This window comes from Streptomyces sp. NBC_01224 (genome assembly GCF_036002945.1).
GTDB lineage: Bacteria > Actinomycetota > Actinomycetes > Streptomycetales > Streptomycetaceae > Streptomyces.
Window position 1 is genome coordinate 2,544,806 of sequence record NZ_CP108529.1, and the last position, 25,602, is coordinate 2,570,407.

Genomic DNA, 25,602 nt, shown 5'->3' on the forward strand with positions numbered 1-25,602 from the left:
CGCGGTGCGCGGGGGCCTACGGCTTTGCGTCGCGGTGTCAGCCCTGAGCGGTCAAGCGGGCGATCGCCTCGTCGACCGTGAGCTCCTCGCGCTCGCCCGTACGGCGGTCCTTGAGCTCCAGGACGCCCTCTGCCGAGCGGCGGCCGGCGACCAGGATCTTCGGGATGCCGATCAGCTCGGCGTCGGTGAACTTCACACCGGGCGAGACGCCCGCGCGGTCGTCGACCATGACCCTCACACCGGCGGCGGCGAGCTTCTCGGCGACGTCGAGGGCCAGCTCCGTCTGGAGCGCCTTGCCCGCCGCGACGACATGGACATCGGCCGGGGCGATCTCGCGGGGCCAGCACAGCCCCTGCTCGTCGGCGGTCTGCTCGGCGAGCGCGGCGACGGCGCGGGAGACGCCGATGCCGTAGGAACCCATGGTGACCCGGACCGGCTTGCCGTTCTGGCCGAGCACATCGAGCTGGAAGGCGTCCGCGAACTTACGGCCCAGCTGGAAGATGTGGCCGATCTCGATGGCGCGGTCCAGCCTGAGGCCGGTGCCGCACTTGGGGCACGGGTCGCCCGCCTCGACGACGACGACGTCGAGGTAGTCGTCGACCTCGAAGTCACGGCCGGCGACGACGTTCTTCGCGTGGGTGCCGGGCTTGTTCGCGCCGGTGATCCAGGCGGTGCCGGCGGCGATGCGTGGGTCGGCGATGTAGCGGACCTTCTCCAGACCCTGCGGGCCGACGTAGCCGCGCACCAGGTCGGCGCGGCCCTCGAAGTCCTCCGCGGTGACCAGTTCGACGACAGCGGGGGCAAGGTGCTCGCCGAGCTTGCCGAGGTCGACCTCGCGGTCGCCGGGCACGCCCACGGCGACGATCTCGCCGTCGACCTTGACCAGCAGGTTCTTCAGGGTCGCGGAGGCCGGGACGCCCAAGTGCGCGGCGAGCGTCTCGATGGTCGGGGTGTCGGGGGTGTCCAGCTCCTCGACGGGGCCGTGCGCCGAGCCGTCCACGGGGGTGGTCCTGAAGGTCACCGCCTCGGTGTTTGCGGCGTAGTCGCAGGCGGGGCAGTCGGCGAAGGTGTCCTCACCGGCCGGGGCGGGGGCCAGGAACTCCTCGGAGGCCGAGCCGCCCATCGCACCGGAGACGGCGGAGACGATGCGGTGGTCGAGGCCGAGCCGCTCGAAGATCCGGATGTAGGCGGCGCGGTGCAGCTGGTACGCCTCGATGAGCCCCTCGTCCGTGGTGTCGAAGGAGTACGAGTCCTTCATCTGGAACTCGCGGCCGCGCAGCACACCGGCGCGCGGGCGGGCCTCGTCCCGGTACTTGGTCTGGATCTGGTACAGGATCACGGGCAGGTCCTTGTAGGACGTGATCTGATCCTTGACGACCTGGGTGAAGATCTCTTCGTGGGTGGGGCCCAGGAGGTACTCGGCGCCCTTGCGGTCCTTGAGCTTGAAGAGCAGATCGCCGTACTCGTGGTAGCGGCCGCTGGCGTCGTACGACTCCTTGGGGAGCAGCGCGGGCAGCAGCACTTCCTGGCCGCCGATGGCGTCCATCTCCTCGCGCACGACGCGGGTGATGTTCTCCAGGACCTTCTTGCCGAGCGGCAGCCAGGTCCAGATTCCGGCCGCCGTGCGGCGTACGTATCCGGCCCGGACGAGCAGCTTGTGGTTGAGCGTCTCGGCGTCCGCCGGGTCATCGCGCAGTGTCTTGATCATCAATCGGGACATGCGCTGGACCTGGGCCATGATGAACTCCTGCTCGGAAGGGTGATGTGCAGGAGGTTAGCCGGGTCGTACGGGTGGGCGGAAATCCATTGGCTTCCGTCCTAGCCCTTGCGACGCAGCGGAAGCGGGGCTCCCATCACCGCGTACGGCTTGGGAGCGCTGGGAAAGAGCACCTGCCGGGCCAGGTCCTGGTAGCCGAGACTGCGATAGAGACCACGTGCCGGGCTCTCCGTGTCGATCGCGGAGAGGATGGACCGGGGCTGGTCGACGGCGTCCGTGATGGCGGTGATCAGCGCGCGGCCGATGCCGCGGTTCTGGAACTTCGGCAGGACGTGCAGCTCGGTGATGACGAACGAGTCGTCGAGCCAGTGCGCACAGCCGGTGGCGCGGAGGTAGGGCTCGACGACGGTGGACCACCACTGGCCGCGTTCGTTCGGCAGGCCGTAGACGAAGCCGACGAGCCGGCCGCCCGGGGTGGTGGCGCCCAGCGCGCGGGCGCAGGGGTGGTCGAGGTGTCTGAGGACGATGTGGCGCCGTACTTCGATCTCTTCCGGTCCCAGGCCGAAGGCGACAGCCTGCACCGCGAGCGCCTCGTCCACGCGCGCGGCAAGATCGATCGGTCCGATCCGGACGCTGGGAGTGTGGGGGCCGTCCCCGGAAACTGCTGCCATGCGCCGACCCTACTGGCCCGGGTGGGGTGGGTGGTACGGGTCTGTGGCACCGGCCGCCGACCGGTCAGAACAGCACACTCATGAACGCGCCGACCTCGCGGAAGCCGACCCTGGTGTAGGCCTTGCGCGCAGGAGTGTTGTAGTCGTTCACGTACAGGCTGACGACGGGTGCGACATCGGCCAGTGCGTAGCGCAGGACCGCCGCCATGCCGGTCTCGGAGAGTCCTCGGCCGCGGTGTTCGGGGGCGACCCAGACACCCTGGATCTGGCAGGCCTGCGAGGTGGCCGCGCCGATCTCCGCCTTGAAGACGACCCGGCCGTCCTCGATCCGGGCGAACGAGCGGCCGGCGCCGATGAGCTCGGCGACGCGTGCCTGGTAGAGGAGTCCGCCGTCGCCCGCGAGCGGGGAAATGCCGACCTCCTCGGTGAACATGGCCACGCAGGCCGGCATCAGGACGTCCATCTCGTCCTTGCGGATCCGGCGGACCAGGGGGTCGGGTGTGACGTCGGCGGACGGGCTCTGGGTGACCATGAGCGGCTGATGGGCCCGGACCTCGCGGGCGGGGCCCCAGCCGGGTTCGAGGAGCCGCCACAGCTGGGTGGTGGGCTCTGCGGGGCCGACGATCGAGGAGCAGCGTCGGCCGACCCGGCGGGCCCGGTCGGCGAAGGCCCTGACAGATTCGGGGGTGGCGCAGATCGGTACGAGGTTGGCGCCCGAGTAGCACAGCGAGCGCAGCCGTCCATCGGCGTACCAGCCCCACATCTCGCCGCCGAGGCGCCAGGGATCGAGACCTGCGATCTGGACCCGGGACGTCACGAAGGCATTGGCGACGGGTTCGCTCTCCAGGATGGCGAGAACGGCGCCGAGGTCGCTGGGTTCGAGGACCCGGGTGGTGGTCTGCGTCAACACGAGGGGGCCTCACCATGCGGTCTGCTGATTTCCGCACTGTACCGAAAGAGGCTCATCGGCGCCGCCCGTGCCCGGGAACAGCGGCTGCGGGGGCTCGTGAGGTCGCTCACGACCGCGCCCCGCCGGGCGGTGTTCGTCCGGCGGGGCGCGGTGGTGCGGGTTCTGGTTCAGCTGATGGAGACCTGGGGCTCGCCCGAGGCGATGCCGTCCTTCTCCATCTGCTCGGCGATCTTCAGGGCTTCTTCGATCAGCGTCTCGACGATCTTCGACTCGGGCACGGTCTTGATGACCTCGCCCTTCACGAAGATCTGCCCCTTGCCGTTCCCGGAAGCGACACCCAGGTCCGCCTCACGGGCCTCACCCGGACCGTTGACGACACAGCCCATCACGGCCACCCGCAACGGCACCTCCATGCCCTCAAGACCCGCACTGACCTGATCCGCCAGCTTGTACACATCCACCTGCGCCCGACCGCACGACGGACACGACACGATCTCCAGCCGCCGCTGCTTCAGATTCAACGACTCCAGAATCTGCAGCCCGACCTTGACCTCCTCGGCCGGCGGCGCCGACAGCGACACCCGGATCGTGTCCCCGATCCCCTCGCTCAGCAGCGCACCGAACGCCACCGCCGACTTGATCGTCCCCTGGAACGCCGGCCCCGCCTCCGTCACACCCAGATGCAGCGGATAATCGCACTGCGCCGCCAGCTGACGGTACGCATTGACCATCACCACCGGATCGTTGTGCTTCACCGAGATCTTGATGTCCCGGAAACCGTGCTCCTCGAAGAGCGACGCCTCCCACAGAGCCGACTCCACCAAAGCCTCCGGAGTCGCCTTCCCGTACTTCTTCAGCAGCCGCGCATCCAGCGAACCGGCATTCACACCGATCCGGATCGGCGTACCCGCATCCTTCGCGGCCCGCGCGATCTCCTTCACCTTGTCGTCGAACTGCTTGATGTTCCCCGGATTCACCCGCACCGCCGCACAGCCCGCATCAATCGCCGCGAACACATACTTCGGCTGGAAATGAATGTCCGCGATCACCGGAATCTGCGACTTCCTCGCGATCGTCGCCAGCGCGTCCGCATCGTCCTGCGTCGGACACGCCACCCGCACGATCTGACAGCCCGACGCCGTCAGCTCCGCGATCTGCTGCAACGTCGCACCGACGTCCGACGTACGCGTCGTGGTCATCGACTGCACCGACACCGGCGCATCCCCGCCCACCGCAACCGACCCGACCTGGATCTGGCGGCTGACCCTCCGGTCGGCGAGCTTGGTCGGAACGGACGGCATTCCGAGAGAAATCGCAGTCATGCGCTGAGCATCCCCAAGGTGTGGATCAAGGTCCCGAGATCGGCGGGCTCCGGGCTTCGAGGTTACGGCACCGGTGACCCCGGAGCACACCGCGTCCGGGAGTGCCGCGCAACGGGGCGGGCCCGTACACACGCTGCGTGCCGGGCCGTCACCCATGGTTCACCGGGCCGGTCGGGAGATCAGGAGATCTTGACCGGGTTGACGATGTCGGCCACCAGCACCAGCAGTGTGAAGCAGATGAATACACCTGCGACGACATAGGCGACCGGCATCAGTTTGGCCACGTCGAAGGGGCCCGGGTCGGGGCGCCTGAAGACCCGTGCCACATTGCGGCGCAGGGCCTCCCAGAGCGCTCCGGCGATGTGCCCGCCGTCGAGCGGCAGCAGGGGCAGCATGTTGAAGAGGAACAGCGAGAGATTGAAGCCGGCCAGCAGGAACAGCATCATCGCGATCTGGTTCGTCGCCGGGACGTCGAGCGTCATCACCTCGCCGCCGATCCTGGCCGCACCGACCACACCGACCGGGGAGTCCGCTGCGCGCTCACCGCCGCCGAAGGCTGCGCTCCACAGGTCCGGGATCTTGGAGGGCAGGGCGATGATCGAGTCGACGCCGTTCTCGATCATGTCTCCCATGCGGACGACCGAGTCTCCGAAGGAGAGCGGAACGATCTCGGTCTGGGCGGCGAAGCCGAGGTAGCCGGCCGTCACGTACTGACCGGGGACCACCTCTCCCTTGGAGTCCTTCTTCGCCACCGCGTTCTTCTTCAGCACCGCGTGGAGGGTCTGCTCCCGGCCGTCGCGCTGGACCGTGATCGTGGCGGGGCCGATGGTGTCGCGGATCTTGTCGGAGAGCGTGGCCCAGTCGTCGACCTTCTGGCCGTCGAAGGCGACGATCTTGTCGCCCTTCTTGAGTCCTGCGGCCTGTGCGGGCGAGACCGGGTCGGACTTCTTGCAGGTGTCGCGGTTCGCGCTCTGGGCGATCACGCACTTCTGGACACCCGCCACCTCGGTGGTCTGGGTCTGGAACCCGAAGGTCATCGCCACACCGAGGAAGATCGCGACGGCGAGGACCAGGTTCATGAACGGTCCGGCGAACATCACGATGATGCGCTTCCACGGCTTGCGCGTGTAGAAGAGCCGCTTCTCGTCACCTGGTTCGAGCTCTTCGAAGGCCGCGGACCTGGCGTCCTCGATCATGCCGCGCCACGGCGACGTGGAACGCGCCTCCAGGCGCCCGTCCGGACCCGGCGGGAACATGCCGATCATGCGGATGTAGCCGCCGGCCGGAATGGCCTTGATCCCGTACTCGGTGTCGCCCTTCTTCCGCGACCAGACCGTCGGTCCGAAGCCGACCATGTACTGGGGGACGCGGATGCCGAAGAGCTTCGCGGTCGACAGGTGCCCCAGCTCGTGCCAGGCGATCGAGAACAGCAGCCCGATGACGAAGACGACGATGCCCAGAATCGTCAACAGGACCGTCGTAATACTCATGCGCGCGCCTCCGCTGTCGCTTTCGCCGAGAGTTCACGGGCCCGGGCGCGTGCCCAGGTCTCCGCTTCGAGGACGTCTGCGACCGTGAGCGAAGTTCCCGTGGCGGGGGTGCCGTGTTCGGCCACCACCGCCGTGACCGTATCCATGATTCCGTTGAACGGCAGCCGTCCTGCCAGGAATGCGTCGACGCATTCCTCGTTCGCGGCGTTGAACACGGCCGGGGCGGTGGCGCCGAGCGTGCCCACGTGTCTGGCCAGTCCCACGGACGGGAAGGCCTCGTTGTCGAGGGGGAAGAACTCCCAGCTGGACGCCTTCGACCAGTCGAAGGCCGGTGCGGCGTCCGGGATGCGCTGGGGCCAGCCGAGGCCGATGGCGATCGGGCCCCTCATGTCCGGGGGTGTGGCCTGGGCGAGGGTGGAGCCGTCGGTGAACTCCACCATGGAGTGAACGTACGACTGGGGGTGGACCACGACCTCGATCCGGTCGAACGGAATGTCGTAGAGGAGATGCGCCTCGATGACCTCCAGTCCCTTGTTGACCAGGGTGGCGGAGTTGATCGTGATGACCGGCCCCATGGCCCAGGTCGGGTGCGCGAGGGCCTCCTCGCGGGTGACCCTCACGAGCTCGCTCTTGGTTCGTCCCCGGAAGGGGCCGCCGGATGCTGTGACGACGAGCTTGCGTACGTCGGCCCTGGTCCCGGCGGCGAGCGCCTGGAAGAGGGCGGCGTGCTCGGAGTCGACCGGGATGATCTGGCCGGGCGCGGCCAGCGCCTTGACCAGCGGGCCGCCGACGATCAGCGACTCCTTGTTGGCCAGGGCGAGCGTGCGGCCCGCTTCGAGTGCGGCGAGCGTGGGGGCGAGACCGATCGATCCGGTGATTCCGTTGAGCACGGTGTGGCAGTCGCCGGCGGCGAGCTGGGTGGCGGCTTCGGGCCCTGCCAGGATCTCGGGGAGCGGCTCGCCGGTCCCGTACTGCTCGCGCAGCGCCTCGCGGAGGGCCGGTACGGCGTCCGGTGCGGCGACGGCCACGGTACGCACCCGCAGCTGCCGCGCCTGCTCGGCGAGGAGTGCGACCCGGCCGCCCGCGGCGGAGAGCGCGGTGACGCGGAAGCGGTCGGGGTTGCGCAGCACCAGGTCGATGGCCTGGGTGCCGATGGAGCCGGTGGAGCCGAGGATGACGAGATCCCGGGGTCCTTCCGTGGCATCGAAGACGACGTGCGGGTCGGCGAGGGGGGCAGGGCTGTCGCTCATGCCCCCCATTGTTGCCGCATCGGCTGTGGGGGCGGACAGTGCGTCCCCCACTTGTTGCCGCATCGGCTGTGGGTGCGGACAGTGCGTCCCCCACGCCGGGCCGGCGCGGTCCGCCCGGGGCCGATCTCAGCCGTCCTGGCGCGGAACCGCCCACCGGGCCGCCGTAATCCTTGGAGTCGCCGGGGCGGTCATTTCGACATGGGGTGAGCGCACAGGGTCTTCTTCTCCGCGCTGTACTCCAGGTACAGCAGCCAGTCCTTGCCCCAGCACTTGTCCCCGTCGGAGATCCAGTACTCGGCCTCGGGGGAGCTGCAGCCGACCTCTTCGAGGTCCTGCTCGGGCCATTTCGCATGGTTGCGGATGCAGTCACCGGCGGTGAACGTGGGCTGGGTGTGCGGAATCAGCTTAGGGACCACGACCGCGCCCAGGGCCACGACCAGGGCGGCCAGGATGACCAGCGCGGGCGGCCGGGCCAGGACCCGGCGCCCCGGGGCGAGTTGGGGCCGCAGACTGCCCACCGGGTGGGGCAGGGCGCGGATCCGGGAGCGGGCGCCGATGTTCATCACCATCGTGACCGGTGCGGCGAACACCGACAGCAGACCCCACCAGCCCTGCCAGAGGGTGTCCGAGGTCATCCGGCGGTATGTGGCCGTTCCGCAGGTCCGGCAGAAGGCGCCCTCCTCGGTCAGGAAGCGCAGTGTGACGACGAGCCCGCGGTGTCCACGCACCACGGCGTGGACCGCCGGTATCGCGCCGCAGATATGGCACGACGCAACGGATCCGTAGGAGGTCGGCGGGTGGTGGGGCGGCGTGGACATGAGAACTCCCGGAGACGGCGTGGGCCCAGGAACCCTAACGGTTCGTGAGTTCCGCGAACCCGGCGAAGGCCTCATGGAACCCGGGAAACGTCTTCCGTACGCAACCGGGGTCGTCGAACGTGATGCCCGGCACCCGCAGGCCGGCGACGGCGAACGACATGACGATGCGGTGGTCACCGTGGGTGGCGATCTCGGTGGGGCGGGGTGCGCCGGGATGGATCTCGATCCAGTCCCGGCCCGTTTTGACCGTGATGCCCATCCGCCTGAGGTTCTGGGCGCAGGCCTCCAGCCGGTCGCACTCCTTCACCCGGGTGTTGCCCACGTCCTCGATGCGTACCGGCCCCGAGGCGAAGGGGGCGATCGCCGCCAGCGTCGGCATGGTGTCGGAGATGTCGCGCATATTGACGGTGAGGCCCGAGAGAGCGCCACTGGAGCGGACGGTGGTGGCTTCGGCGGTGGTGTGCACCTCGGCGCCCATGCGGCGCAGCACATCGACGAACCGGAGGTCGCCCTGGAGTGCGTCCGTGCCGAGGCCGGGGACGGTGATCTCACGGCCGGTGAGGGCCGCCGCGGCGAAGAAGTAACTCGCGGTGGAGGCGTCGGGCTCGATGGCGTAGGTGGTGGCCCGGTAGCCGCCGGGTGGCACGGTGAAGACGTTGTTGTCGTGGCCGCCGCGGGTCACCTCGACGCCGAAGCTGCGCATCATCGCGAGGGTGATCTCGATGTACGGGGCGGAGACCAGGTCGGTGACGGTGATCCGGAGCCCCTGAGCGGTCAGCGGTCCGAGCATCAGGAGCGCGGTGAGGTACTGGGAGGACTCCCCCGCGTCCAGGGTGAGTTCGCCGCCCCTGATGCCGGATGCGCTGATCCGCAGCGGGTGGTGGCCCTCGGCCGCGTCGTGGCGCAGGTCGACACCGAGCGTGCGCAGGGCCTCCGTGAGCGGGGCGAGGGGGCGGCGGCGCATCTGGGCGGAGGCGTCGAAGCGGTACGTGCCGGAGGCGGCGGCCGCGGCAAGGGTCGGCAGGAAGCGTGCCGTGGTGGCGCCGTCGCGGCAGTAGACGTCGGTGACGGCGGGGCCGGAGGGGCTGCCCTCGATGTGCCAGCGGTCCGCTTCCTGCCCGACGCGGTAGCCGAGGCGCGTGAGGCCTCCGGCGAACCCCTCGGTGTCGTCCGAGCGCAGGGGCCGTACGAGGGTACTGGTGCCGTTCGCGGCGGCGGCCAGGAACAGGGCACGCGCGGTGACGGACTTGGAGCCGGGGATGTGGATGACGGTCACGGGCCGTCATCCTGCCGTACCCCGCACGGCCGGGCGGGGTACGTCCGGTGAGTGGACGTGCGCCCGCCCGGCGGTCCGTGGTTCAGCGAACGGGGCGGTGGACGTCGACCCGGACGGACGGCCCGGGAGTGGCGTCGGCGATCCACGGGCCTTCGCCGCTCGGATCGATGATGCCTTCCTCCAGCCACGTGTACGCGCCGGACAGGACGCCGTCGACCACGCGCCGGTCCAGGTCGTCGGTGTTGGACCACAGGCGGGTGAAGAGTTCCTCGACCCGGACGCGGGACTGGCGGCAGAAGGTGTCGGCGAGCCGGTAGGCCTCGCGGCCGTGGTCGTCGGAGGAGCGCAGCAGTTCGGCACGGACGCAGGCGGCGCTCATCGCGAAGAGTTCCGCACCGATGTCGACGATCCTGCCGAGGAAGCCCTGCTTGGTCTCCATCCGGCCCTGCCAGCGCGACATGGCGTAGAAGGTGGAGCGCGCGAGCTTGCGGGCGGAGCGTTCGACGTAGCGCAGATGGGTGGACAGGTCCGGGTGTCCGGATGGGTTGAATTCCCCGTACGTACGCGGGAGTTGTCCTGGCCCTGCGACGAGCTTGGGAAGCCATCGGGCGTAGAAGCCGGCCGCGTTCGCGCCCGCCTTCGCCTTGGCGGAAAGGGGTTTGTCGGGGTCGATGATGTCCCCCGCGACCTTCAGATGGGCGTCGACGGCCTCACGGGCGATCAGCAGATGCATGATCTCGGTGGAGCCCTCGAAGATCCGGTTGATCCGCAGATCGCGCAGGAGCTGTTCGGCAGGGACGGCCCGTTCGCCGCGGGCGGCGAGGGACGCGGCTGTCTCGAAGCCCCGGCCGCCCCGGATCTGGACCAGTTCGTCGGCCATCAGACAGCCCATCTCGGAGCCGTACAGCTTGGCGAGGGCCGCTTCGATCCGGATGTCGTTGCGGTTCTCGTCCGCCATCTGGGAGGAGAGGTCGACCACCGCTTCGAGCGCGAAGGTGGTTGCGGCGATGAAGGAGATCTTGGCGCCGACAGCCTCGTGCCGGGCGACCGGCCTGCCCCACTGCTCACGGACCGCCGACCACTCGCGGGCGATCTTCAGACACCACTTCCCGGCGCCGACGCACATGGCGGGCAGGGAGAGCCGTCCCGTGTTGAGCGTGGTGAGGGCGATCTTGAGCCCTGCGCCTTCGGGGCCGATGCGGTTCGCGGCCGGGACCCGGACCCTGTGGAAGCGGGTGACGCCGTTCTCGAGGCCGCGCAGGCCCATGAAGGCGTTGCGGTTCTCGACGGTGATGCCCGGGGAGTCCGCCTCGACGACGAAGGCCGTGATGCCGCCCTTGTGGCCTTCCGACTTCGGGACGCGGGCCATCACGACGAGGAGGTCGGCGACGACACCGTTCGTCGTCCACAGCTTCACACCGTCGAGGATGTAGTCCGGTCCCTCCGGAACCGCCGAGGTGGCGAGCCTGGCCGGGTCGGAGCCGACGTCCGGTTCGGTGAGCAGGAACGCCGAGATGTCGGTGCTGGCCAACCGGGGCAGGAAGGTGTCCTTCTGTTCCTGGCTGCCGAAGAGTTTCAGCGGCTGCGGTACGCCGATGGACTGGTGGGCGGAGAGCAGTGCACCGATCGCGGGGCTGGCGGAGCCGACCATGGCGAGGGCCTTGTTGTAGTAGACCTGGGTGAGGCCGAGGCCGCCGTACTTCGGGTCGATCTTCATCCCGAGCGCGCCGAGTTCCTTGAGGCCGTTGATCACCTCGTCGGGAATCCTCGCCTCACGCTCGATGAGGGCGCTGTCGATCCTGGTTTCGCAGAAATCGCGCAGCCGGGCGAGGAACGCCTCGCCGCGCCGGACGTCGTCCGCGGCCGGCAGCGGATGCGGATGGATCAGGTCGAGCCGGAAGCGCCCGAGGAAGAGTTCCTTGGCGAAACTGGGCTTGTGCCAGTCCTGTTCGCGAGCGGCCTCGGCCACTTGGCGCGCTTCACGCTCGGTGACCTTGGGCGTGTTCTTCGGAGCGGATGGTGCGGACATGAGGAGCTCACCTCGCCGCTTTGTGGGGTGGGCGGACGCGGCCGGTCCGCGCGGAGCGCGCATGGGCGCCTGCCGAGCCGTACCAACCGGTGCTACTTGTCCTGATGTACCCGATTACCGGCACTCCCACCATCCCCCGGACGCCGATCGGGTCGGGAGCCACTCCACTGGCCAGCCCCGCAGTGACACGGCGGCCAGGTCGTGAGCGGGGGAAGCGGAAACGGCTGGAGCCCCCGCACTGTGGGCCCCTCGCACCGCCTTGACCTGCGGTTCTCCTCCGACCTGTACGAATGCTCAGCGCTTCGGCCCGTATCGACCCGTCCCGGCCCGCTTTGAGCCGCTTCAGCTCGCCGTCATGTTCCCGCGGGAACACCTCATGGGAACCGCGCACACGAAGCAGTCCTGACCTGCGGGTACGCGTGCGCGTCCGCGCCGGTGCGGCCATGGCCACACGGGTGCGGCCACACGATGGTCATGGCCCGACCAGGCAGGACTGAGGCGCGATCCTGACATACACGGCCTTCCCCCCGGTCCCGGCGGACCAACCCCGCGCGAAGGCCCTGACATGCCATTGGCTGGAGCAATGGCCGGTCCGAAGCGTTGCAGGGCAGCAGGATGGACGTCTTGACCACGTCATGTGCCAGGAGTCCCGCGTGTACAGGCTGTTTGAGTGGAGCCGCCAGGAGCACCGTCCGCATGCAGGCCCACGCGGCGGCTCCGTCCTGCGACTGGGCAGCGTCCGTGCTCGCGCCGCTCGCTCTGCGACGGAGTGAGCAGTGAGGTGGCCGGGCCGCCCCGGGGCGGCGAGCGACTGGGCAGCGCGGCCCGGCGATGGGGGGCCGCAGGTGCCGGCCGCGCCCGCATGGATGCGCTGGCTGCCCGCCTTCTATATCGCGGGCATCCTGGTGCTCGAACCCCTTACGCCCGTGCAGTGGCCGGTGAGCTTCCTGCTCATCGCCCTCCCCGTGATCGCCGCCTTCGCCCACGGCCCCGCCGCCGTCGCCGGCGTCACCGTGTTCGCGATCGCGTTCGAAGGGGTCCTGGCCGGCACCCCGTGCTGCGCGGGCCGACCGGTGAGCTACGTGTGGGAGCGCCACTACGTGGCCACCTACCTGAGCACCGCTGTGGTCGGCGTCCTCGGAACAATCCTGGCTGCCCACCGCGTGCGCCGGGAACGCACCCTCGCCAACGTGCGCTTCGTGGCCGAGATCGCGCAGCGTGTCCTGCTCAGCCCGGTCCCTCACCGCGTCGGCCCCATTCTGGTTGAAGCCCTCTACCTGTCCGCCGCCGCGGAAGCACGCATCGGCGGTGACCTGTATGAGGCCGTCCCCACCACGTACGGACTCCGCCTTGTCATCGGCGACGTCCGCGGCAAGGGACTCCCCGCCGTCGAGACGGCCGCTACGCTCCTCGGCGCCTTTCGCGAGGCCGCCCACGACGAACCCGACCTCGCCGCCGTTGCCCGCCGGGCGGAGACGAGCATGAATCGCAGGGCCGCCCGCCTGGCCGGAAACGACGTGGGCGAGCGCTTCGTCACCGCTGTCTTCGCGGAGATCCCCCACCGTCACGTGGTCCGCATCGTCAACTGCGGCCATCCCCCGCCCCTCCTCATCCGCTCCGACGGGGTCACCGAGCTGGAGACGGCCGACCCCGCACCGCCCCTCAACCTGGGCATGCTCATCACGGAGGCCTACCGGGTCGACGAGTACCCCTTCGGTCCCGGCGACCAGTTGCTGCTCTACACCGACGGCGTCACCGAAGCACGCGACCACACCGGGGCCTTCTACCCCCTCCCCCAGCGTGTCCTCTCCTGGGGTCCTCTCCAGCCCCGGGAACTCCTCGACCGCCTCCACCACGATCTGCTCATCTACAGCAACAACCACCTCGACGACGACACCGCGGCCCTCGCCATCTACCACCTGCCCGACTAGCGTCCTGAAGATCTTGAGATCCCGCCCGCCTTGCACCCCGCACCCCCGCCATTGCCGGCCTCGGGTACGGGTGCGCCCCGCCCGCAGCTGGTCGGCGCGATTGTCAGCTGCGAGCGGAAGTTCATTTGGCGGGCCAGGACCTGCCCGGCTGGTCCCACGAGGAACGCACGTATGGCGTGTAGTGAGCCCGCTCCTGGGCGGCGACGGCCACATATCGCTCAGGCTGGAACCGTGGACCGCCGGCTCCTAACGCAGGGCGGCGGCGACCAGGTCTTCGAGGGCCTGGCGTGGCACTTCGCCGCCACTGACCAGCCCGTCGAAGACCAGTCCGTCCATGCAGGTCAGCAGGGTGTGCGTACGGTTCTCGACGTCCGTCACACCGTGGCCTGCGAGGAACAGTCGAACGGCCTCCCGGCCGGCGTTCTCGCGGGGCGCAAGGATTTCGCGCAGCTCCGGGTCGCGCACACTCTCAACGGCGCAGGCGTAACGGGCGAGCGATCGGCGGCGGCCCTTGCCGGTGAGTCGGTGTCGGGCGAGCAGCACCATGCCATCGACCAGTTCCTCGACGGTGCGCGGACGCGGAGCCGTCACCGAGGCCGGCTTCCGGTCTCCCTGCATGCAAAGCGCCGACCGTGCTGCCGATCTCGGTCGCGGCCGACGTGTCAACCTGCGGCGTTCGCCAGAAGGGTGCCGCCACCGCATACGGAGATGTAACGTGCACACCAGGCGAGTAACTATTACTCAACTGCTGGTGGCACGGGAGGATTTGATGGTTGCGGAGTTGGTCGAGACCTGGGTGGCGGGCTGGGCCGTATCGCGGCGGACGCCGCCGCCGGTCGAGATGCCCTGGGGGTTCTACATCGCGGTGGCCGACAGCCCGGGTGAAGTGGGACGCCATGTCCTGCCCGAAGCCGATGAGTTGCGGGTCCGCAGCGCCTGTGCCTCAGTGGCCGTGCCGCGGACCTGGATGAAGATGCCCGTGGAGCCAGAGGTGATCGAGCCGTGGCTGTCCCCCGGGTGGGTGGTGGCGTACGAGGAGACCGGACACCTGATGGTCACCGATCTCATGGCCGCCCACCGGGTCGAGCCAGAGGGATACACCGTGACGGTGGAGACCGTCGGAGCCGTCGTCTTCGCGCGGGTGCTGGACGCGGCGGGCGAGCAGGCGGCCCAGGGGCAGATGGCATTGCTCGGGGATGCGGCAGTCGTGGACCGAGTGCGGACCGAGGATGCCCACCGTCGGCGCGGGCTGGGGCAGTTGGTGATGCGCACGCTCGCCGACCATGCCCTGAAGGAGGGTGCCGGCCTCGGAGTCCTCGGCGCGACCGCCGCCGGGCGCGCGCTGTACGAGACGCTGGGCTGGAAGAAGCACGCGACCATGGCGGAGTGCGTCTACCGGCCCTGAAGCCCGAAGCGTCAGCCGCCCTCGGGCCAGATCTCCCGGACGCGGTGATCGCGGTGATCGCGGTAAGGACGGTGAGGAGTGCGGCGCTGCCGGCGAGCGAGAGGCCCTGGCCTCAGTCGACGTCGAGGACACCGGCGGTGTCGAGGCCGAGCGTTGCGATGAAGGTCTGCGCGGTCCGCACAGTGCGCTCCGCCGTCGCGCCCCAGAACGTGGCAGTGGAGATCGACGTCATCAGGTCTCCCTGGTGTTGATGTCGACGTCGATGACGGCCCGCTCGATCGCGGCCTCCACCGTGGCGACGATGGTCTGAGTGTCGGCGCCCGTGCCGACCTGACCGGCGAGCGCGGTGATCGCGGCGGTCTGGGCGGCCATCCGCTTGTCCATGGAACGGATGCGGGCCTGCATGTCCTTCAAGATGGACTGCGGCTGCCACGTGGGATTCGTCCCGTGGTCTGCCGCGTCTGTCGGGCCGCCGATCGCGTCGGTCTTCCAGACGGCGTCGAAAATGTCGCGCTTGGTGATCCCTGCCATGGGGTCCTCCTCATTCGGGTTCCAGCTCGCGGGGTGCTTCAGCCGCTCAGCCACATCGGCGCGGAGCTCGGCCATGGTGAAACCACGGGGGTCGACCTTGTCGTTCGACCACTCCAGGTGGCCGATCACGGACTTCGCCGACCAGCCGTGCGCCCGGCACAACGCCGCCTGCACCCGGACGATCGCGTCGTACTGCGCCTTGGGCCAGGGGTCCTTGCCGTCGCCGAGGTTCTCGCACTCCCAGCCGTAGAAGCGCGCGTTGCCGTCGGTTCCGTTCGCATTGCCCTTCGTGGGCGGGGTCGGCCGGCTGCCGTACGACTCGGCGATCACCTGCTCCAGAACGCGTGGGTCACCGCCGCCCGCGTGATTCGCGCGGCCCCAGCCGACCAGGTGCACCCGGCCGTCTTTCGCAATCATCCCGTGACACAGCGGACCGGGCAGGGACGCGTACCCGTCCCGGACCATGGCCACGGTCGCCGCGGTCCCCTTGGTGACCGTGTGGTGCACCATGCTGCCGTTGACCGGACCCCATGCACCCTTCGAGTTCCGGTTGTGCGTACGCCAGTTACCGACCTCCACCACGCGCACTCCCTCGGCACGCAAAGCAGATATGACCTGAGCAGCAGACATCGGGTTTGCCATGCGATTTCCCTATCCTGCGGTGTAGATGATGCTGCGGAACATTCCCCTGGTAACCGTTCTTCCCCTCGTCGGTTCCTTCTACCTTCTCCACCCCGACATACGGACCCCGCCACGTGGAATCCGCAGCGGGGTCCGTGTACTTCGTGCCCCAGCTGGTGGTGCGCGTCCACGTGATCCGCGACGGCGGCACTGCCAGCACGTAGCTGGTGCTGATGTCCGCCCGGGGGCAGACGGTCAAGGACATCACCACGCTGATGCGGGTTGGCGAGGACTACGTCCGCGATGTCATCCACGCCTTCAACGAGCGGGGGTTCGACGCGCTGGACCCAAGATGGAGCGAGGGACACCCCAAGACCCCGCCCCCGACGGGCGGGTGATACGCGTCGACGAGTTCGGACCGCTGAACCTGATGCCCCACAAGGGCAAGGTGTGGGGACCGGCAAGGCGTCCGCGCAGGCTGTGGGCCACCTACAACCGGTACGACGGCGTGCGGCACATGCTCGCCGCCCTCCAACCCGGCCAAGGCTGCGTGACGAGCCACAAGCTCCGTATTCCCACCGTTTTCCCAGCCACCCGTTTGAACCGGCCAAGATTTAGCGGTACTTGCAGGGCAGGGCGAAGACACGCAGAACGGCCGGAGCCCCCGCACAGTGGGCCCCCACAGCGCCCTGACCTGCGATTTTCCTCTGACCTGCGTGAACTCTCAGCGCTTCGGCCCGTCCTGGCCCGTCCTGGCCCGTCTTAAAGGCAGACGCCATTACGTCAGGCACTTCGGCGACCGCCGAAAGACACTGTGCTCCCCCCAGGCCCTGCGGAAGATCCGCGCGGCACCAGGTACAACATCGGCACCCGGCCGGATCTCCGTGAAGCCTTTGGGCGTACGAACCTGGGATTTGACCTCGGATCCTGGACAGCCCCCGGCCGGGCCTCGGAGACACAGCACCGCACGTTCGTCCGCGCTGTTAGGGAGCGCCCTCGCGTCGTAGGGACGAGCCCGGTTCCGCCCAACGGCGATTGCCCTGAGCACCTGGAGCACTTCAGGACGTCTGGCACGCGCCACAAACGGCAACGCCCCACCCGACGGTGGGGCATTGCCGCTCTTCACCTTGGCTGCTGGGTGTAGTCGGCCGGCGCCGGGGAGGAGAGCTGCCCCTCCCTTACGGGCGCGAGCTTGCCGGTACGCGGATCAGCAATGTAGCCCTGCTGCCCTGCAGAAAACGGCACCACTTGGCCGTTTGGACTTACGAACCCCAGGGGGACGTAGCGCCCTGTCTTGGAGTCCGCCTCATATGCCAGCGGCCGGCCGGCCGCTGCGGCCTCAGTCGGAGCGTGATCGGTACCCGTCGAGGTTGAGGCAACGACGGGAGCGGCGCCTGCTGCCATCCCTAAGACAGCGGTCGTAGCCACGATGTGATGCAGGAACTTCATGAGGACCTCGCGTCAGCGCTGGAAAATAGCCCTAAGCATAGGGGGGGGCAAACCCGGTGGCCGTGCAGCGACCGAAAGAGGCCGCCGCACCAGATAAACAGGACGCCGTCTTTTAGAAGCTGTTGTCTTTCCGGACTTGAGGACGGCGTTTTCACTGGTCAGGCATAGGGGTGGTGATTCCGTGGGAGTCGTGGCCTGTCGTGTTGTCGCTCCCTGGGAGATCGCGGATGCCGTCGGTTGTTGGACTGCTGGAACAGTACGAGCTCGCCGCTCGCCGTCGGGTCGACGGGCTGCGTGAGGAGGCCGACCGCATCCAGGCCGAGCTGGCCGTGGCCGAGCAGGAATGGCAGGAGTGGGCGATCGCTCGCAGGCGAGTCGATACGGTGCTGGCTCCGGATGGCGGCGGCACCGCCGACACGGAGGACGCCCCGGGTCCGGGGGATGCGGCGAAGCCGAAGTCGCAGGTGCCGGTGTGGCGTGAGGGCCTTTCCTGGTCGGTGCTCTCGGTGGACTACCAGCGCATCCTGCAGACCCTCGCGGACCGTCTCCGGCTCGGGCAAGGTCCGCTGACCTGCCAGGAGATGGCTGCCATGTTCGGCATGGAGGTAGTGCCGGCGCGGGTGGAAGCCCTGCGGTCGAAGGCGAAACGCCTGGTCGCGCGCGGCTGGCTGGCCGAGCCGGCACCGGGCCGGTTCACGCTCGCGCAGGGCGTGGCCGGGCCAGGCGGCGCGTCATGAGCTACTAAGGACCAGGTTCGAGCGGGGCCAGACGCAGTGAAGGCCCGGTATCCACCGGGCCTTCACGTTTGAGTAGCGGGGACAGGATTTGAACCTGCGACCTCTGGGTTATGAGCCCAGCGAGCTACCGAGCTGCTCCACCCCGCGTCGGTACGGTGAACTGTACGGCACCGACCCGGCTCGGCCGAATCGGCTTTCGCTTGGAGGCAGTGCCAGCGCATCTGTGGCCGCTGTCGGCCGGCCACCATCCGAGTCTCGCCCCACGCCAGGAGACGCGGCAGTGGGACCTTCATCCTCGGGGCGAGATGGCGGCGCGGCACGGGGCTCACTAGCTGGGTGTGCCGCCCATCCGGCGGGTTCACTGCGCCCCTTGTGGGTGGACTGCGGCGGAACCAGGGGACCGTCGGCATGTCCGCGGAGGAGTGAGGGGGCACTTCTCGGCTCGTGAAGTTAACGCGCATCTTCAGCGCACGAGTCGAAAGGACAATGATGCGACGCATCGTTGCCGCTCTGCTGCTCGCCGTCGCCCTGACGGCCGCCCTCGCTCCGGCCGCCCACGCGGCCCCGAAGCCGGTGACCTCCCCGTACACCCAGGCTTCGGCCATGGTCAACGCGGATGGGGATCTACTCGAAGCCAAGAACATCGTGTCGGTCATGTAGATCTGTGAGTTTCGTGTGCGATGCGTCAAGTCGGCTTCATCCGGCTACTGGCCGACCTCAATCAATTACGTTCCGTGCACAAAAGGCTACTCTTCGCAGTGAAAGCTGATCATTCTCAGGGGAACAGGCGGTGCGTGATGTCCCAGGAAAACTTGCCGGGAACGCGGTCTGGAGATGCCGACATCATCTTCTCCGGCGGTTCCATCGTGACGGTTACCGACGAGAAGTCGGTGGCGCCCGAGGCGGTGGCAGTCAAGGACGGCCGGATCGTCTTCGTCGGCAACCTGTCCCAGGCGCAAGCCGAGTGGCGGGGGCCGGACACGCGGTTGCACGACCTGCTGCCGGACCAGGCCCTGCTGCCGGGCTTCATCGATGCGCACGGCCACGTGGTCGGCACCGGCCTGCAGGCCACGATCGCCAACCTCCTGGCCGCTCCCGACGGCAACGTCACCAACATCGCGTCCCTCCAGGGCAAGCTGCGCGAGTTCGCCGAAAGCGCGGTGGGGAAACGCTCGGACTGGATCGTCGGTTTCGGTTACGACGACTCCATGCTCACCGAGGGCAAGCACCCCACCCGCCACGACCTGGACGTGGTATCCACCGAGAAGCCTGTCCTGGCGATCCACCAGTCCTTCCATCTGGGAGTGGTCAACAGCCTGGGACTCGAACGGCTCCAGTACACCGCCATGACACCGGACCCGGAGGGCGGGGTGATCCGGCGGAGGCTGGAGCGCGGGACCGAATCCGGGCCCGTGTACGGGGAGCCGAACGGGGTGCTGGAGGAGACTGCGTTCAACCCCGCCGCCGACCTGGCCGTCGCCGGAATGGACCCCATCGACAGCGGGCAGTTCCTGCCCGTGGGCCTCCTGTCGGCGGCGAGTTTCGGCTTCACGACCGTGCAGGAGGGGGCAGCGAGCTTGGAGGTCCTGGGCCTCCTGCGGCAGGTCGCGGACGCCCACCCCGCCGGCCTGCCCACCGATGTGGTCGTCTACGTAAAGGCTGACCAGGCCATGAAATCCCCTGACACGGTCCAGGCGAGCCGGGAGTACACCAAGGGCCTGCGTGCGGCCGGGGTGAAGTTGGTCCTGGATGGCTCGCCGCAGGGGCGCACCGCCTGGCTCACCGAGCCCTACCTCACGCCGCCCGACGGTCAGGACGAGGACTACCGCGGCTATGCGACCCTGCCGGACAAGGACGTCCTGGCCCAGGTCCGGGCGGGTTTCGCCAACAACTGGCACGTCATCGCACACGTGAACGGCGACGCCGCCATCGACCAACTCCTCCAGTGCGTGCGCGCGGCCACCAAGGAAGCCGGGCAGGACCGGCGCACGACTGCCATCCACTGCCAGACCGCCCGCGAGGACCAGGTCGAGGCGTTTCGGGAACTCGGCATCATCCCGTCGTTCTTCTCCATGCATACCTACTACTGGGGCGACTGGTACCGCAAGACCGTGCTCGGCCCCGAACGGGCTGTCAACATCTCGCCGGCCCGGTGGGCGGTGGACCGCGGCATGGCCTACACCTCACATCACGACGCCCCCGTCGCCCTGCCCAACTCGATCGCCATCCTGTCCAGCCAGGTCACCCGTGTCACCCGGACCTCAGGAAGCGTCCTGGGCCCGGACCAGTGCGTGTCGGTCCTGGACGCGGTGAAGTCCATCACCATCAACGCCGCCCGCCAGTACTTCGAAGAGGACACCAAGGGCAGCATCGAGGTTGGCAAGCTCGCCGACTTTGTGATCCTCAGCCACAACCCGCTGACGATCCCCGAGCAAAAGATCAAGGACATCACCGTCGTGGAGACCATTAAGGAGGGCAGGACCGTCTTCCCGCCCCCTCCCGCACGCCCAGAGCCCGCCCCCGTCCTGCATAAGGCAATGTCCGCAGCCTTTGCCCACCACTGCTGACGCCCCGGGAAGGTCACCCAGTTGAGGGGCTGAGCACCAGCAGACCAGATCGACCGGGACGACGTGCAGCATCCACACGCACCGGACCAGATCAGTTGAGATTTCGAGCCGCTGCTTGTCTCAGCTGATTTGGTCGCCGCAGGTCACAAGCACGGGGGAAAGGAACTGATCACGCTGGAGGCCCTCGACGCTCCTCGATCGCCGGGGCCGCGGACGAGACCCGACCCGCGTCGATCGCGTCTCCGGGACGAAACCCTTCGACGTGCTCCATGCTGCCAAAAAGGACGACGTCCACCGGTCGTCCTCCCTGACAGCGGGTGCGGATGGGGCAGAGCACGGCCTCGTTCGCGGCGTAGTTGCGACGAACTCGGCGAACTCCACGCGCCCGGCGCCCTGGGCGTAGGCGACGGGAGGAGAGCGGTCGAAGGCGGTGGCTGCGAGAGGCCCGAGCTTTCTCGGAGGGCGTTATGAGGTTTGATGTCGGTTTCATTCTTGGGGTTGGGTGAGGTTCGCTGGTCGCGGGTTCGTAGCCGGCGTTACGGCTGGGGCTGGGCGAACAAGCCGGGTTCGGGCTCGGTGAGGATCCCCCGGCTGACCATGCGCTTGAACTTGAAGCGGATGCCCTCGGTGTTCTTCGGCAGGATGGGCAGGTCGAGGGCCTCGCCTCGCACAGGTCCCGGGCCCGCATCGATCGGCCGGTTTCGGCGAAGACTTGAGAGGTACCGACAACGCACCCCAGTCGGCCCCCGCCGGGCCGGGCATCGCGCCTCCGCCCCCCGCGGAACACTGCGGACGCGGCAGCGGTGGAAAAGAAGGTGCTCCTGCCGCGCGACATCCTGCCGTCTCACGTAGTCAAGAGGGGTATGCACGGGGATCACGGAACAAGAGAACAAGCGGGGGCCGAGTGAAATCAGCACAGGAGGATCAGTACCTGGAGTTCGTGGCCGCGAGGGCGAAGGCGCTGTACCGCTCGGCGTACGTTCTCGCGGCGGGCGACACACATCTTGCCGAGGACCTGGTCCAGGAAACCCTCAGCCGGGTGTACGTGCATTGGAAGCGGGTGGCCAGAGCGGACAGCCCGGCGGCCTACGCCCAGACGGTTCTGGTCCGCACCTCCCTCACCCTGCGGCGTCGGCGAAGCACCGGCGAGCGCCCCATCGGGAAGATGCCCGACAGCGCGGCGGCCGGCCCGGACGCCGCACTGCGGCTCACCCTGCTGGACGCGCTCGGCCAACTGCCACCCCGAGGCCGGGCGGTGCTGCTGCTGCGCTACTGGGAGGACCGCAGCATCGAGGAGACCGCCCAGATGCTCAAGCTGAGCAGCAGCGCGGTCCGCTCCCAGGGCACCCGGGCACTCAACAGGGTGCGTGCGTTGCTCGGCGACAGCCTGTCCGACCTGGTTCCGCACTGAACACCGGTGCACACAGGTCGAACCCACCGCAAAATCCCCATCAGCGACAGAAAAGGTGACGCCAGCATGCCGTTCGAAGCAGACCTCGCACACGCCCTGGACCGCACGACCGACTCCCTCGAACCCGATCTCACCACGCTCACGAGCGGAGCCGTCGAGCGCGGGCGGAGCCGCAGTCGGCGTCGGCGCAGCGCCGCCGTCATCGCCGGGGTCGGCGCCTGCGCCGCGATCGCGGCAGCCGGCCTGGTGCTCCCCGGCGCGCTCGCAGGGACTCGCTCCGCAGGATCCGGCATGGAAACGGTGGCGCTGGCGATGCCCCGTTCCGCGATCAGCGGCACCCAGATGATCGACGCTGTGAAGAAGACGTTCCCCGGGAGCCGGTTCGGCCACGAGGACGGACAGAGCAACGACCCCTCGAATCCGTCCAGCGGGTGGGTCGCCAACGGCGGAGTGGACGTCAACGACGGGCACGGCGCCGCCAACGTCGGTGTCTCGGCCCTGCGGCTCAAGCTGCCGCTCAGGGACGGCGAAGGGCTGAACTGCGACAATACGGCCGGGCGTGCTGAGGTTGGCGACACCTGCGAGCTGAGCGAGCTGCCGAGCAGCGCCGCGCTTCCCGGCGGAGCCCTGGTGATGTCGGAGAAGATCGCGGAAATTCAGCCGATTGGTGCCGACCCCGTCCCCGACTCCGACATCGCTCACCGCTGGACGACGACGGTGACCCTGAAGTCGACCGGCGCCCAGCTTCAGATGGTGCAGTGGAACACCGCCGACGACTTCGGTAGCGGAAACAGGCTGAAGCCGACCCGTGACGCTCCCCCGCTCTCCCAGAAGCAGGCGGTGGCCGCACTCACCGGTCCCACCTGGGCGCTGATCCTCGGTGCCGTCGGCTGACCCGTTGCATTGCCGAAAATGGGGGCAGAACCTCCATGACTTGCTGCACCGACAGGTCATGGAGGTTCTGGTCGGTGCCGTCGTCCCGCCACAGGCCGAAGTAGTGGTACACCGCGCGCCAGCGGCGGAAGAACGCGTATACCCGGTCCCACGGTGGGAAGTCCGCTGGCATCGCCCGCCACTTGATGCCGTTGTCGCAACGCCGTTGCTTGAGCTACTGAAGTATCGCGGGCGTAAGGGTGATGACCTTCTCCGGAACCCGTCGTATCCCTCGCCTGAACTGGTCTTTCTTGCGCACGATGTACTGCGAGACCGGATGGCGGGTGTAGCGGTCCGCCTCGCGTAGCCGTCGGAGAACCCGATCGGCTTGCCGGCATAGTCGTAGAGCACCGGGCTGCCGGTCGTGATCTCGATCAGTTCGGGCGACGCTTGGTAGAAGACGAGTTCGATGTCGCACCCGTTGGGGGTCGGGCAGCCCTTCTTGTAACCGCACTGGCGGCCGTTCGCCGCCTTGAACGTGATGTCCTCGCCGTCCTCGATGTTGGCGTTCATCGCGAGGGAGGCGAAGCAGTCGGTGACGTAGGCGCTATCGGGTCCGCAGACAGGGCGCCCACAGCCATCGATACGCGTTGTACGGAAGGTGCTCGCATGGGCGAGGAGCGGGCCGGACACGGGGCCTCCAATAAGGGTTGGTCGGCCCGGCCCAGAACCAGCGGCTGCACGGGAAGTCCAGCCGTGCAGGAGCGGGGGCACTCTTGGCTGAGCACCCCCGCCCGGTACGGTATGTGTGGCGTGTGCCGCTATCGGCTCGCTCGGTTCGCTGCCGCCACAGCAACCACGAGCGACGTAGCTGCCGTCACCCATTCAGGGCTCACACCCGCGCAGGCGAGCACGACGACGATGACCAACACAATGACGACGACTTCGTACCCCCACTGAGCGCCGTGGGGAAGAGGGATTGACTGCGGTACGGTCACAGGGACCACCTTTCAGGTTCTGCCTGGGTGGATGCCCGCAGCGTGTTGGTTGGGAAGCCTCCGCTGCGGGCTTCTTGCTGCCTTCACCGTAGCTATCCGCAGGACCGCATTGATCGGGGCACAGCAGCACGGGGGGGCGCAACGCCCAGTGGGGGCGCAGCACTTACACCCCTGACACGGCAGTTGCGGCCTCATATCTCGGTCGCTGCGCTCTCGCCAGCGGGGTCGGCAAGAGACCTCGCACCCCCGTGTCGGCCCGGCAGTATGCCGGGCCGCAGACTGCCGTTTCCAGCCATGTCGGCCCACGTAGGCCGCCGCGTATTGTCACCGGATCCGGCAACTCTCACCTCGGAGGGTCAGATGAAACTCGTTGTGCCTCTGCTGCTCGGAGCTGGCCTGTTCCTCTTCGGCCTCGCCCTGGCAGCGAACTACCGCGGCCTCGCACACCGAGTCGTGAACATCTATCTGAACCCCGCCTTCTTCGACCCCTACCATCTCCGCCGCCTCAAGCGACGGGGCGTCGACCACCCCGGGATGGTCTTTCTCGCCAATACAGAGCACCAGCAGCGGCGCGTACGCATCTTGGGTGGGGCTCAGACCGCCCTGGGGCTCCTGATCATCAGTGCAGTCGCCGTGTCCGTGATTCACGCCTGATGGGCTTTCAGAATCGGCCGCCCCCGGAGCCCGGCCCCGTCTCAACGTCGTTCACACCCCCGTGGCGGGGCGCAACGGCCACGCCATGACGATGGCTCGCCCCCGACCGCGGGGTATCCATCAGACGCCCACCTACGGAGACGGTGCGCGGTGCCGCCGGGACGAGCCGACTGCACCGCGCAGTCCGGGGCGGGCTGGCCCTACTGGGGAGCAGGCAGAATGATCGTGCCGGCCGCCTTGTTGAACTCGGCCTCGCTGACCTCGCGGTATCCATCGGGTACCACGGCGAACACGTCCGCGCCCCCGCTGACGGTCAGCCACCCGCCGTTGCGCTCATCGGCGGCGCGCGCTGCCGAGCGTCGGGGGTTTACGGGCTCGCAGGCTGAGGCACGCGGCCCCGAACTCGGCGAGATTTCCCGGGTAGTCGAGGGCACCGGCGTGAGCTGTAGCCCTGGCTGACGCCGCAACGCAGGTCGCCGGATGAGACAACCGGCGAATCTCGCCGACCCAGCGGGCGGTGTCGGGCCGCGGAATGTACGTGGCTGCGGCGCCGAGCGCTTCGCGGATGCCCGGCAGCGGGGCCGCGAGGAGAACATGTACATCTCCAGCGCACGGATGCGCTGTTGCTTGTAGCCCTTGCTCGCGGTGCGGTTCCCGACGGACTCAACGGACCAGCGGTAGCGCAGCTCGTCCGCAGCCGTCGGGGCGATGTAGCCGTTGCCCTTCACCCAGCCGGGGGGCCAGTGCTGCCCGGCCTCGTCAACGGCATCCTTGAAGACCTTGGCCGAGCCCTCGTTGTCGAAGCGCTCGCACTGCCACCCATTTGAACTAGCCAAGATCTAGCGATACTTGCAGGTCAGGGTGCAGATACGCAGGAACGGCCGGAGCCCCCGCACAGTGGCCCCCCACAGCGCCCTGACCTGCGGTTTTCCCCTGACCTGC

The 25,602-nt window shown here is 68.5% G+C and carries 24 protein-coding genes and 1 tRNA gene; 9 read left to right on the forward strand and 16 right to left on the reverse strand.

Annotated features, from left to right (window positions below):
• Window positions 1-37 precede the first annotated feature (37 nt).
• From OG609_RS10695 to OG609_RS10735, 9 genes are all read right to left on the reverse strand, one after another.
• Window positions 38-1,738, reverse strand: coding sequence for a proline--tRNA ligase (locus tag OG609_RS10695; protein WP_327272602.1), 1,701 nt, complete (start codon window positions 1,736-1,738; stop codon window positions 38-40).
• An 80-nt stretch (window positions 1,739-1,818) separates the two neighbouring features.
• The gene (locus tag OG609_RS10700; RefSeq protein WP_327272603.1) at window positions 1,819-2,388 is read right to left on the reverse strand and encodes a GNAT family N-acetyltransferase; all 570 of its coding nucleotides are present in this window, start codon (window positions 2,386-2,388) and stop codon (window positions 1,819-1,821) included.
• 64 nt (window positions 2,389-2,452) lie between these two features.
• The gene (locus OG609_RS10705; RefSeq protein ID WP_327272604.1) at window positions 2,453-3,298 is read right to left on the reverse strand and encodes a GNAT family N-acetyltransferase; all 846 of its coding nucleotides are present in this window, start codon (window positions 3,296-3,298) and stop codon (window positions 2,453-2,455) included.
• Between the two features lie 167 nt (window positions 3,299-3,465).
• Complete coding sequence (gene ispG, locus OG609_RS10710) at window positions 3,466-4,620, reverse strand: flavodoxin-dependent (E)-4-hydroxy-3-methylbut-2-enyl-diphosphate synthase (RefSeq protein ID WP_327272605.1); 1,155 nt, start codon at window positions 4,618-4,620, stop codon at window positions 3,466-3,468.
• A gap of 179 nt (window positions 4,621-4,799) precedes the next feature.
• Entirely contained in the window at window positions 4,800-6,110 is a 1,311-nt protein-coding gene (locus tag OG609_RS10715; RefSeq protein WP_327272606.1) for a M50 family metallopeptidase, read from the reverse strand.
• A complete protein-coding gene (dxr, locus tag OG609_RS10720) occupies window positions 6,107-7,369 on the reverse strand; it encodes a 1-deoxy-D-xylulose-5-phosphate reductoisomerase (RefSeq protein WP_327278001.1) in 1,263 nt (420 codons plus the stop codon). The genes OG609_RS10715 and dxr overlap by 4 nt, the downstream gene beginning before the upstream one ends.
• 179 nt (window positions 7,370-7,548) lie before the next feature.
• Complete coding sequence (locus tag OG609_RS10725) at window positions 7,549-8,178, reverse strand: LppU/SCO3897 family protein (RefSeq protein ID WP_327272607.1); 630 nt, start codon at window positions 8,176-8,178, stop codon at window positions 7,549-7,551.
• A gap of 34 nt (window positions 8,179-8,212) precedes the next feature.
• Complete coding sequence (gene aroA, locus OG609_RS10730; RefSeq protein ID WP_327272608.1) at window positions 8,213-9,454, reverse strand: 3-phosphoshikimate 1-carboxyvinyltransferase; 1,242 nt, start codon at window positions 9,452-9,454, stop codon at window positions 8,213-8,215.
• A gap of 82 nt (window positions 9,455-9,536) precedes the next feature.
• Window positions 9,537-11,483: an acyl-CoA dehydrogenase family protein gene (locus OG609_RS10735; protein ID WP_327272609.1), complete on the reverse strand. Its 1,947-nt coding sequence runs from the start codon at window positions 11,481-11,483 to the stop codon at window positions 9,537-9,539.
• 845 nt (window positions 11,484-12,328) lie between these two features.
• Between OG609_RS10735 and OG609_RS10740 the strand changes: the two genes are divergently transcribed.
• Window positions 12,329-13,414 (forward strand): PP2C family protein-serine/threonine phosphatase, encoded by a 1,086-nt coding sequence (locus tag OG609_RS10740; protein WP_327272610.1) that lies wholly within the window; start codon window positions 12,329-12,331, stop codon window positions 13,412-13,414.
• 246 nt (window positions 13,415-13,660) lie between these two features.
• On the opposite strand, the gene OG609_RS10745 is transcribed toward OG609_RS10740, so the two are convergent.
• Complete coding sequence (locus OG609_RS10745) at window positions 13,661-14,116, reverse strand: TetR family transcriptional regulator C-terminal domain-containing protein (RefSeq protein WP_327272611.1); 456 nt, start codon at window positions 14,114-14,116, stop codon at window positions 13,661-13,663.
• 13 nt (window positions 14,117-14,129) lie between these two features.
• On the opposite strand from OG609_RS10745, the gene OG609_RS10750 reads away from it, so the two are divergent.
• Complete coding sequence (locus OG609_RS10750) at window positions 14,130-14,819, forward strand: GNAT family N-acetyltransferase (RefSeq protein ID WP_327272612.1); 690 nt, start codon at window positions 14,130-14,132, stop codon at window positions 14,817-14,819.
• Window positions 14,820-14,931: 112 nt separating this feature from the next.
• Here the strand turns inward: OG609_RS10750 and OG609_RS10755 are convergent, their stop codons facing one another.
• Both OG609_RS10755 and OG609_RS10760 read right to left on the reverse strand, forming a co-directional pair.
• Window positions 14,932-15,051, reverse strand: coding sequence for a holin (locus OG609_RS10755; protein WP_327272613.1), 120 nt, complete (start codon window positions 15,049-15,051; stop codon window positions 14,932-14,934).
• The gene (locus OG609_RS10760) at window positions 15,051-15,992 is read right to left on the reverse strand and encodes an N-acetylmuramoyl-L-alanine amidase (RefSeq protein ID WP_327272614.1); all 942 of its coding nucleotides are present in this window, start codon (window positions 15,990-15,992) and stop codon (window positions 15,051-15,053) included. The genes OG609_RS10755 and OG609_RS10760 overlap by 1 nt, the downstream gene beginning before the upstream one ends.
• Window positions 15,993-16,204: 212 nt before the next feature.
• On the opposite strand from OG609_RS10760, the gene OG609_RS10765 reads away from it, so the two are divergent.
• Window positions 16,205-16,369: a helix-turn-helix domain-containing protein gene (locus OG609_RS10765; protein ID WP_327272615.1), complete on the forward strand. Its 165-nt coding sequence runs from the start codon at window positions 16,205-16,207 to the stop codon at window positions 16,367-16,369.
• A gap of 1,278 nt (window positions 16,370-17,647) precedes the next feature.
• On the forward strand, window positions 17,648-18,157 hold the full coding sequence (locus OG609_RS10770; RefSeq protein ID WP_327272616.1) for a hypothetical protein: 510 nt from the start codon (window positions 17,648-17,650) through the stop codon (window positions 18,155-18,157).
• Between the two features lie 73 nt (window positions 18,158-18,230).
• Here the strand turns inward: OG609_RS10770 and OG609_RS10775 are convergent.
• Window positions 18,231-18,304, reverse strand: a tRNA-Met gene (locus OG609_RS10775).
• Between the two features lie 342 nt (window positions 18,305-18,646).
• Here OG609_RS10775 and OG609_RS10780 point away from each other — a divergent pair.
• Window positions 18,647-18,817 carry a hypothetical protein gene (locus tag OG609_RS10780; RefSeq protein ID WP_327272617.1) on the forward strand — a complete coding sequence of 57 codons (171 nt, stop codon included), beginning with the start codon at window positions 18,647-18,649 and terminating at the stop codon, window positions 18,815-18,817.
• Window positions 18,818-19,023: 206 nt separating this feature from the next.
• Entirely contained in the window at window positions 19,024-20,724 is a 1,701-nt protein-coding gene (locus OG609_RS10785) for an amidohydrolase (protein WP_327272618.1), read from the forward strand.
• A gap of 536 nt (window positions 20,725-21,260) precedes the next feature.
• On the opposite strand, the gene OG609_RS10790 is transcribed toward OG609_RS10785, so the two are convergent.
• The gene (locus OG609_RS10790; protein WP_327272619.1) at window positions 21,261-21,395 is read right to left on the reverse strand and encodes a hypothetical protein; all 135 of its coding nucleotides are present in this window, start codon (window positions 21,393-21,395) and stop codon (window positions 21,261-21,263) included.
• Window positions 21,396-21,628: 233 nt separating this feature from the next.
• Here OG609_RS10790 and OG609_RS10795 point away from each other — a divergent pair, with 233 nt between their 5' ends.
• Together OG609_RS10795 and OG609_RS10800 are read left to right on the forward strand one after the other, a co-directional pair.
• Complete coding sequence (locus OG609_RS10795) at window positions 21,629-22,135, forward strand: SigE family RNA polymerase sigma factor (protein ID WP_327272620.1); 507 nt, start codon at window positions 21,629-21,631, stop codon at window positions 22,133-22,135.
• 66 nt (window positions 22,136-22,201) lie between these two features.
• Window positions 22,202-23,029, forward strand: coding sequence for a hypothetical protein (locus OG609_RS10800; protein WP_327272621.1), 828 nt, complete (start codon window positions 22,202-22,204; stop codon window positions 23,027-23,029).
• On the opposite strand, the gene OG609_RS10805 is transcribed toward OG609_RS10800, so the two are convergent.
• The gene (locus OG609_RS10805; RefSeq protein ID WP_327272622.1) at window positions 22,986-23,201 is read right to left on the reverse strand and encodes a hypothetical protein; all 216 of its coding nucleotides are present in this window, start codon (window positions 23,199-23,201) and stop codon (window positions 22,986-22,988) included. The two genes, OG609_RS10800 and OG609_RS10805, sit on opposite strands and share 44 nt — an antisense overlap.
• A 1,165-nt stretch (window positions 23,202-24,366) precedes the next feature.
• Here OG609_RS10805 and OG609_RS10810 point away from each other — a divergent pair.
• Entirely contained in the window at window positions 24,367-24,660 is a 294-nt protein-coding gene (locus OG609_RS10810) for a hypothetical protein (RefSeq protein WP_327272623.1), read from the forward strand.
• Window positions 24,661-24,860: 200 nt separating this feature from the next.
• Here the strand turns inward: OG609_RS10810 and OG609_RS10815 are convergent, their stop codons facing one another.
• The gene (locus OG609_RS10815) at window positions 24,861-25,496 is read right to left on the reverse strand and encodes a hypothetical protein (RefSeq protein WP_327272624.1); all 636 of its coding nucleotides are present in this window, start codon (window positions 25,494-25,496) and stop codon (window positions 24,861-24,863) included.
• Window positions 25,497-25,602: the final 106 nt, after the last annotated feature.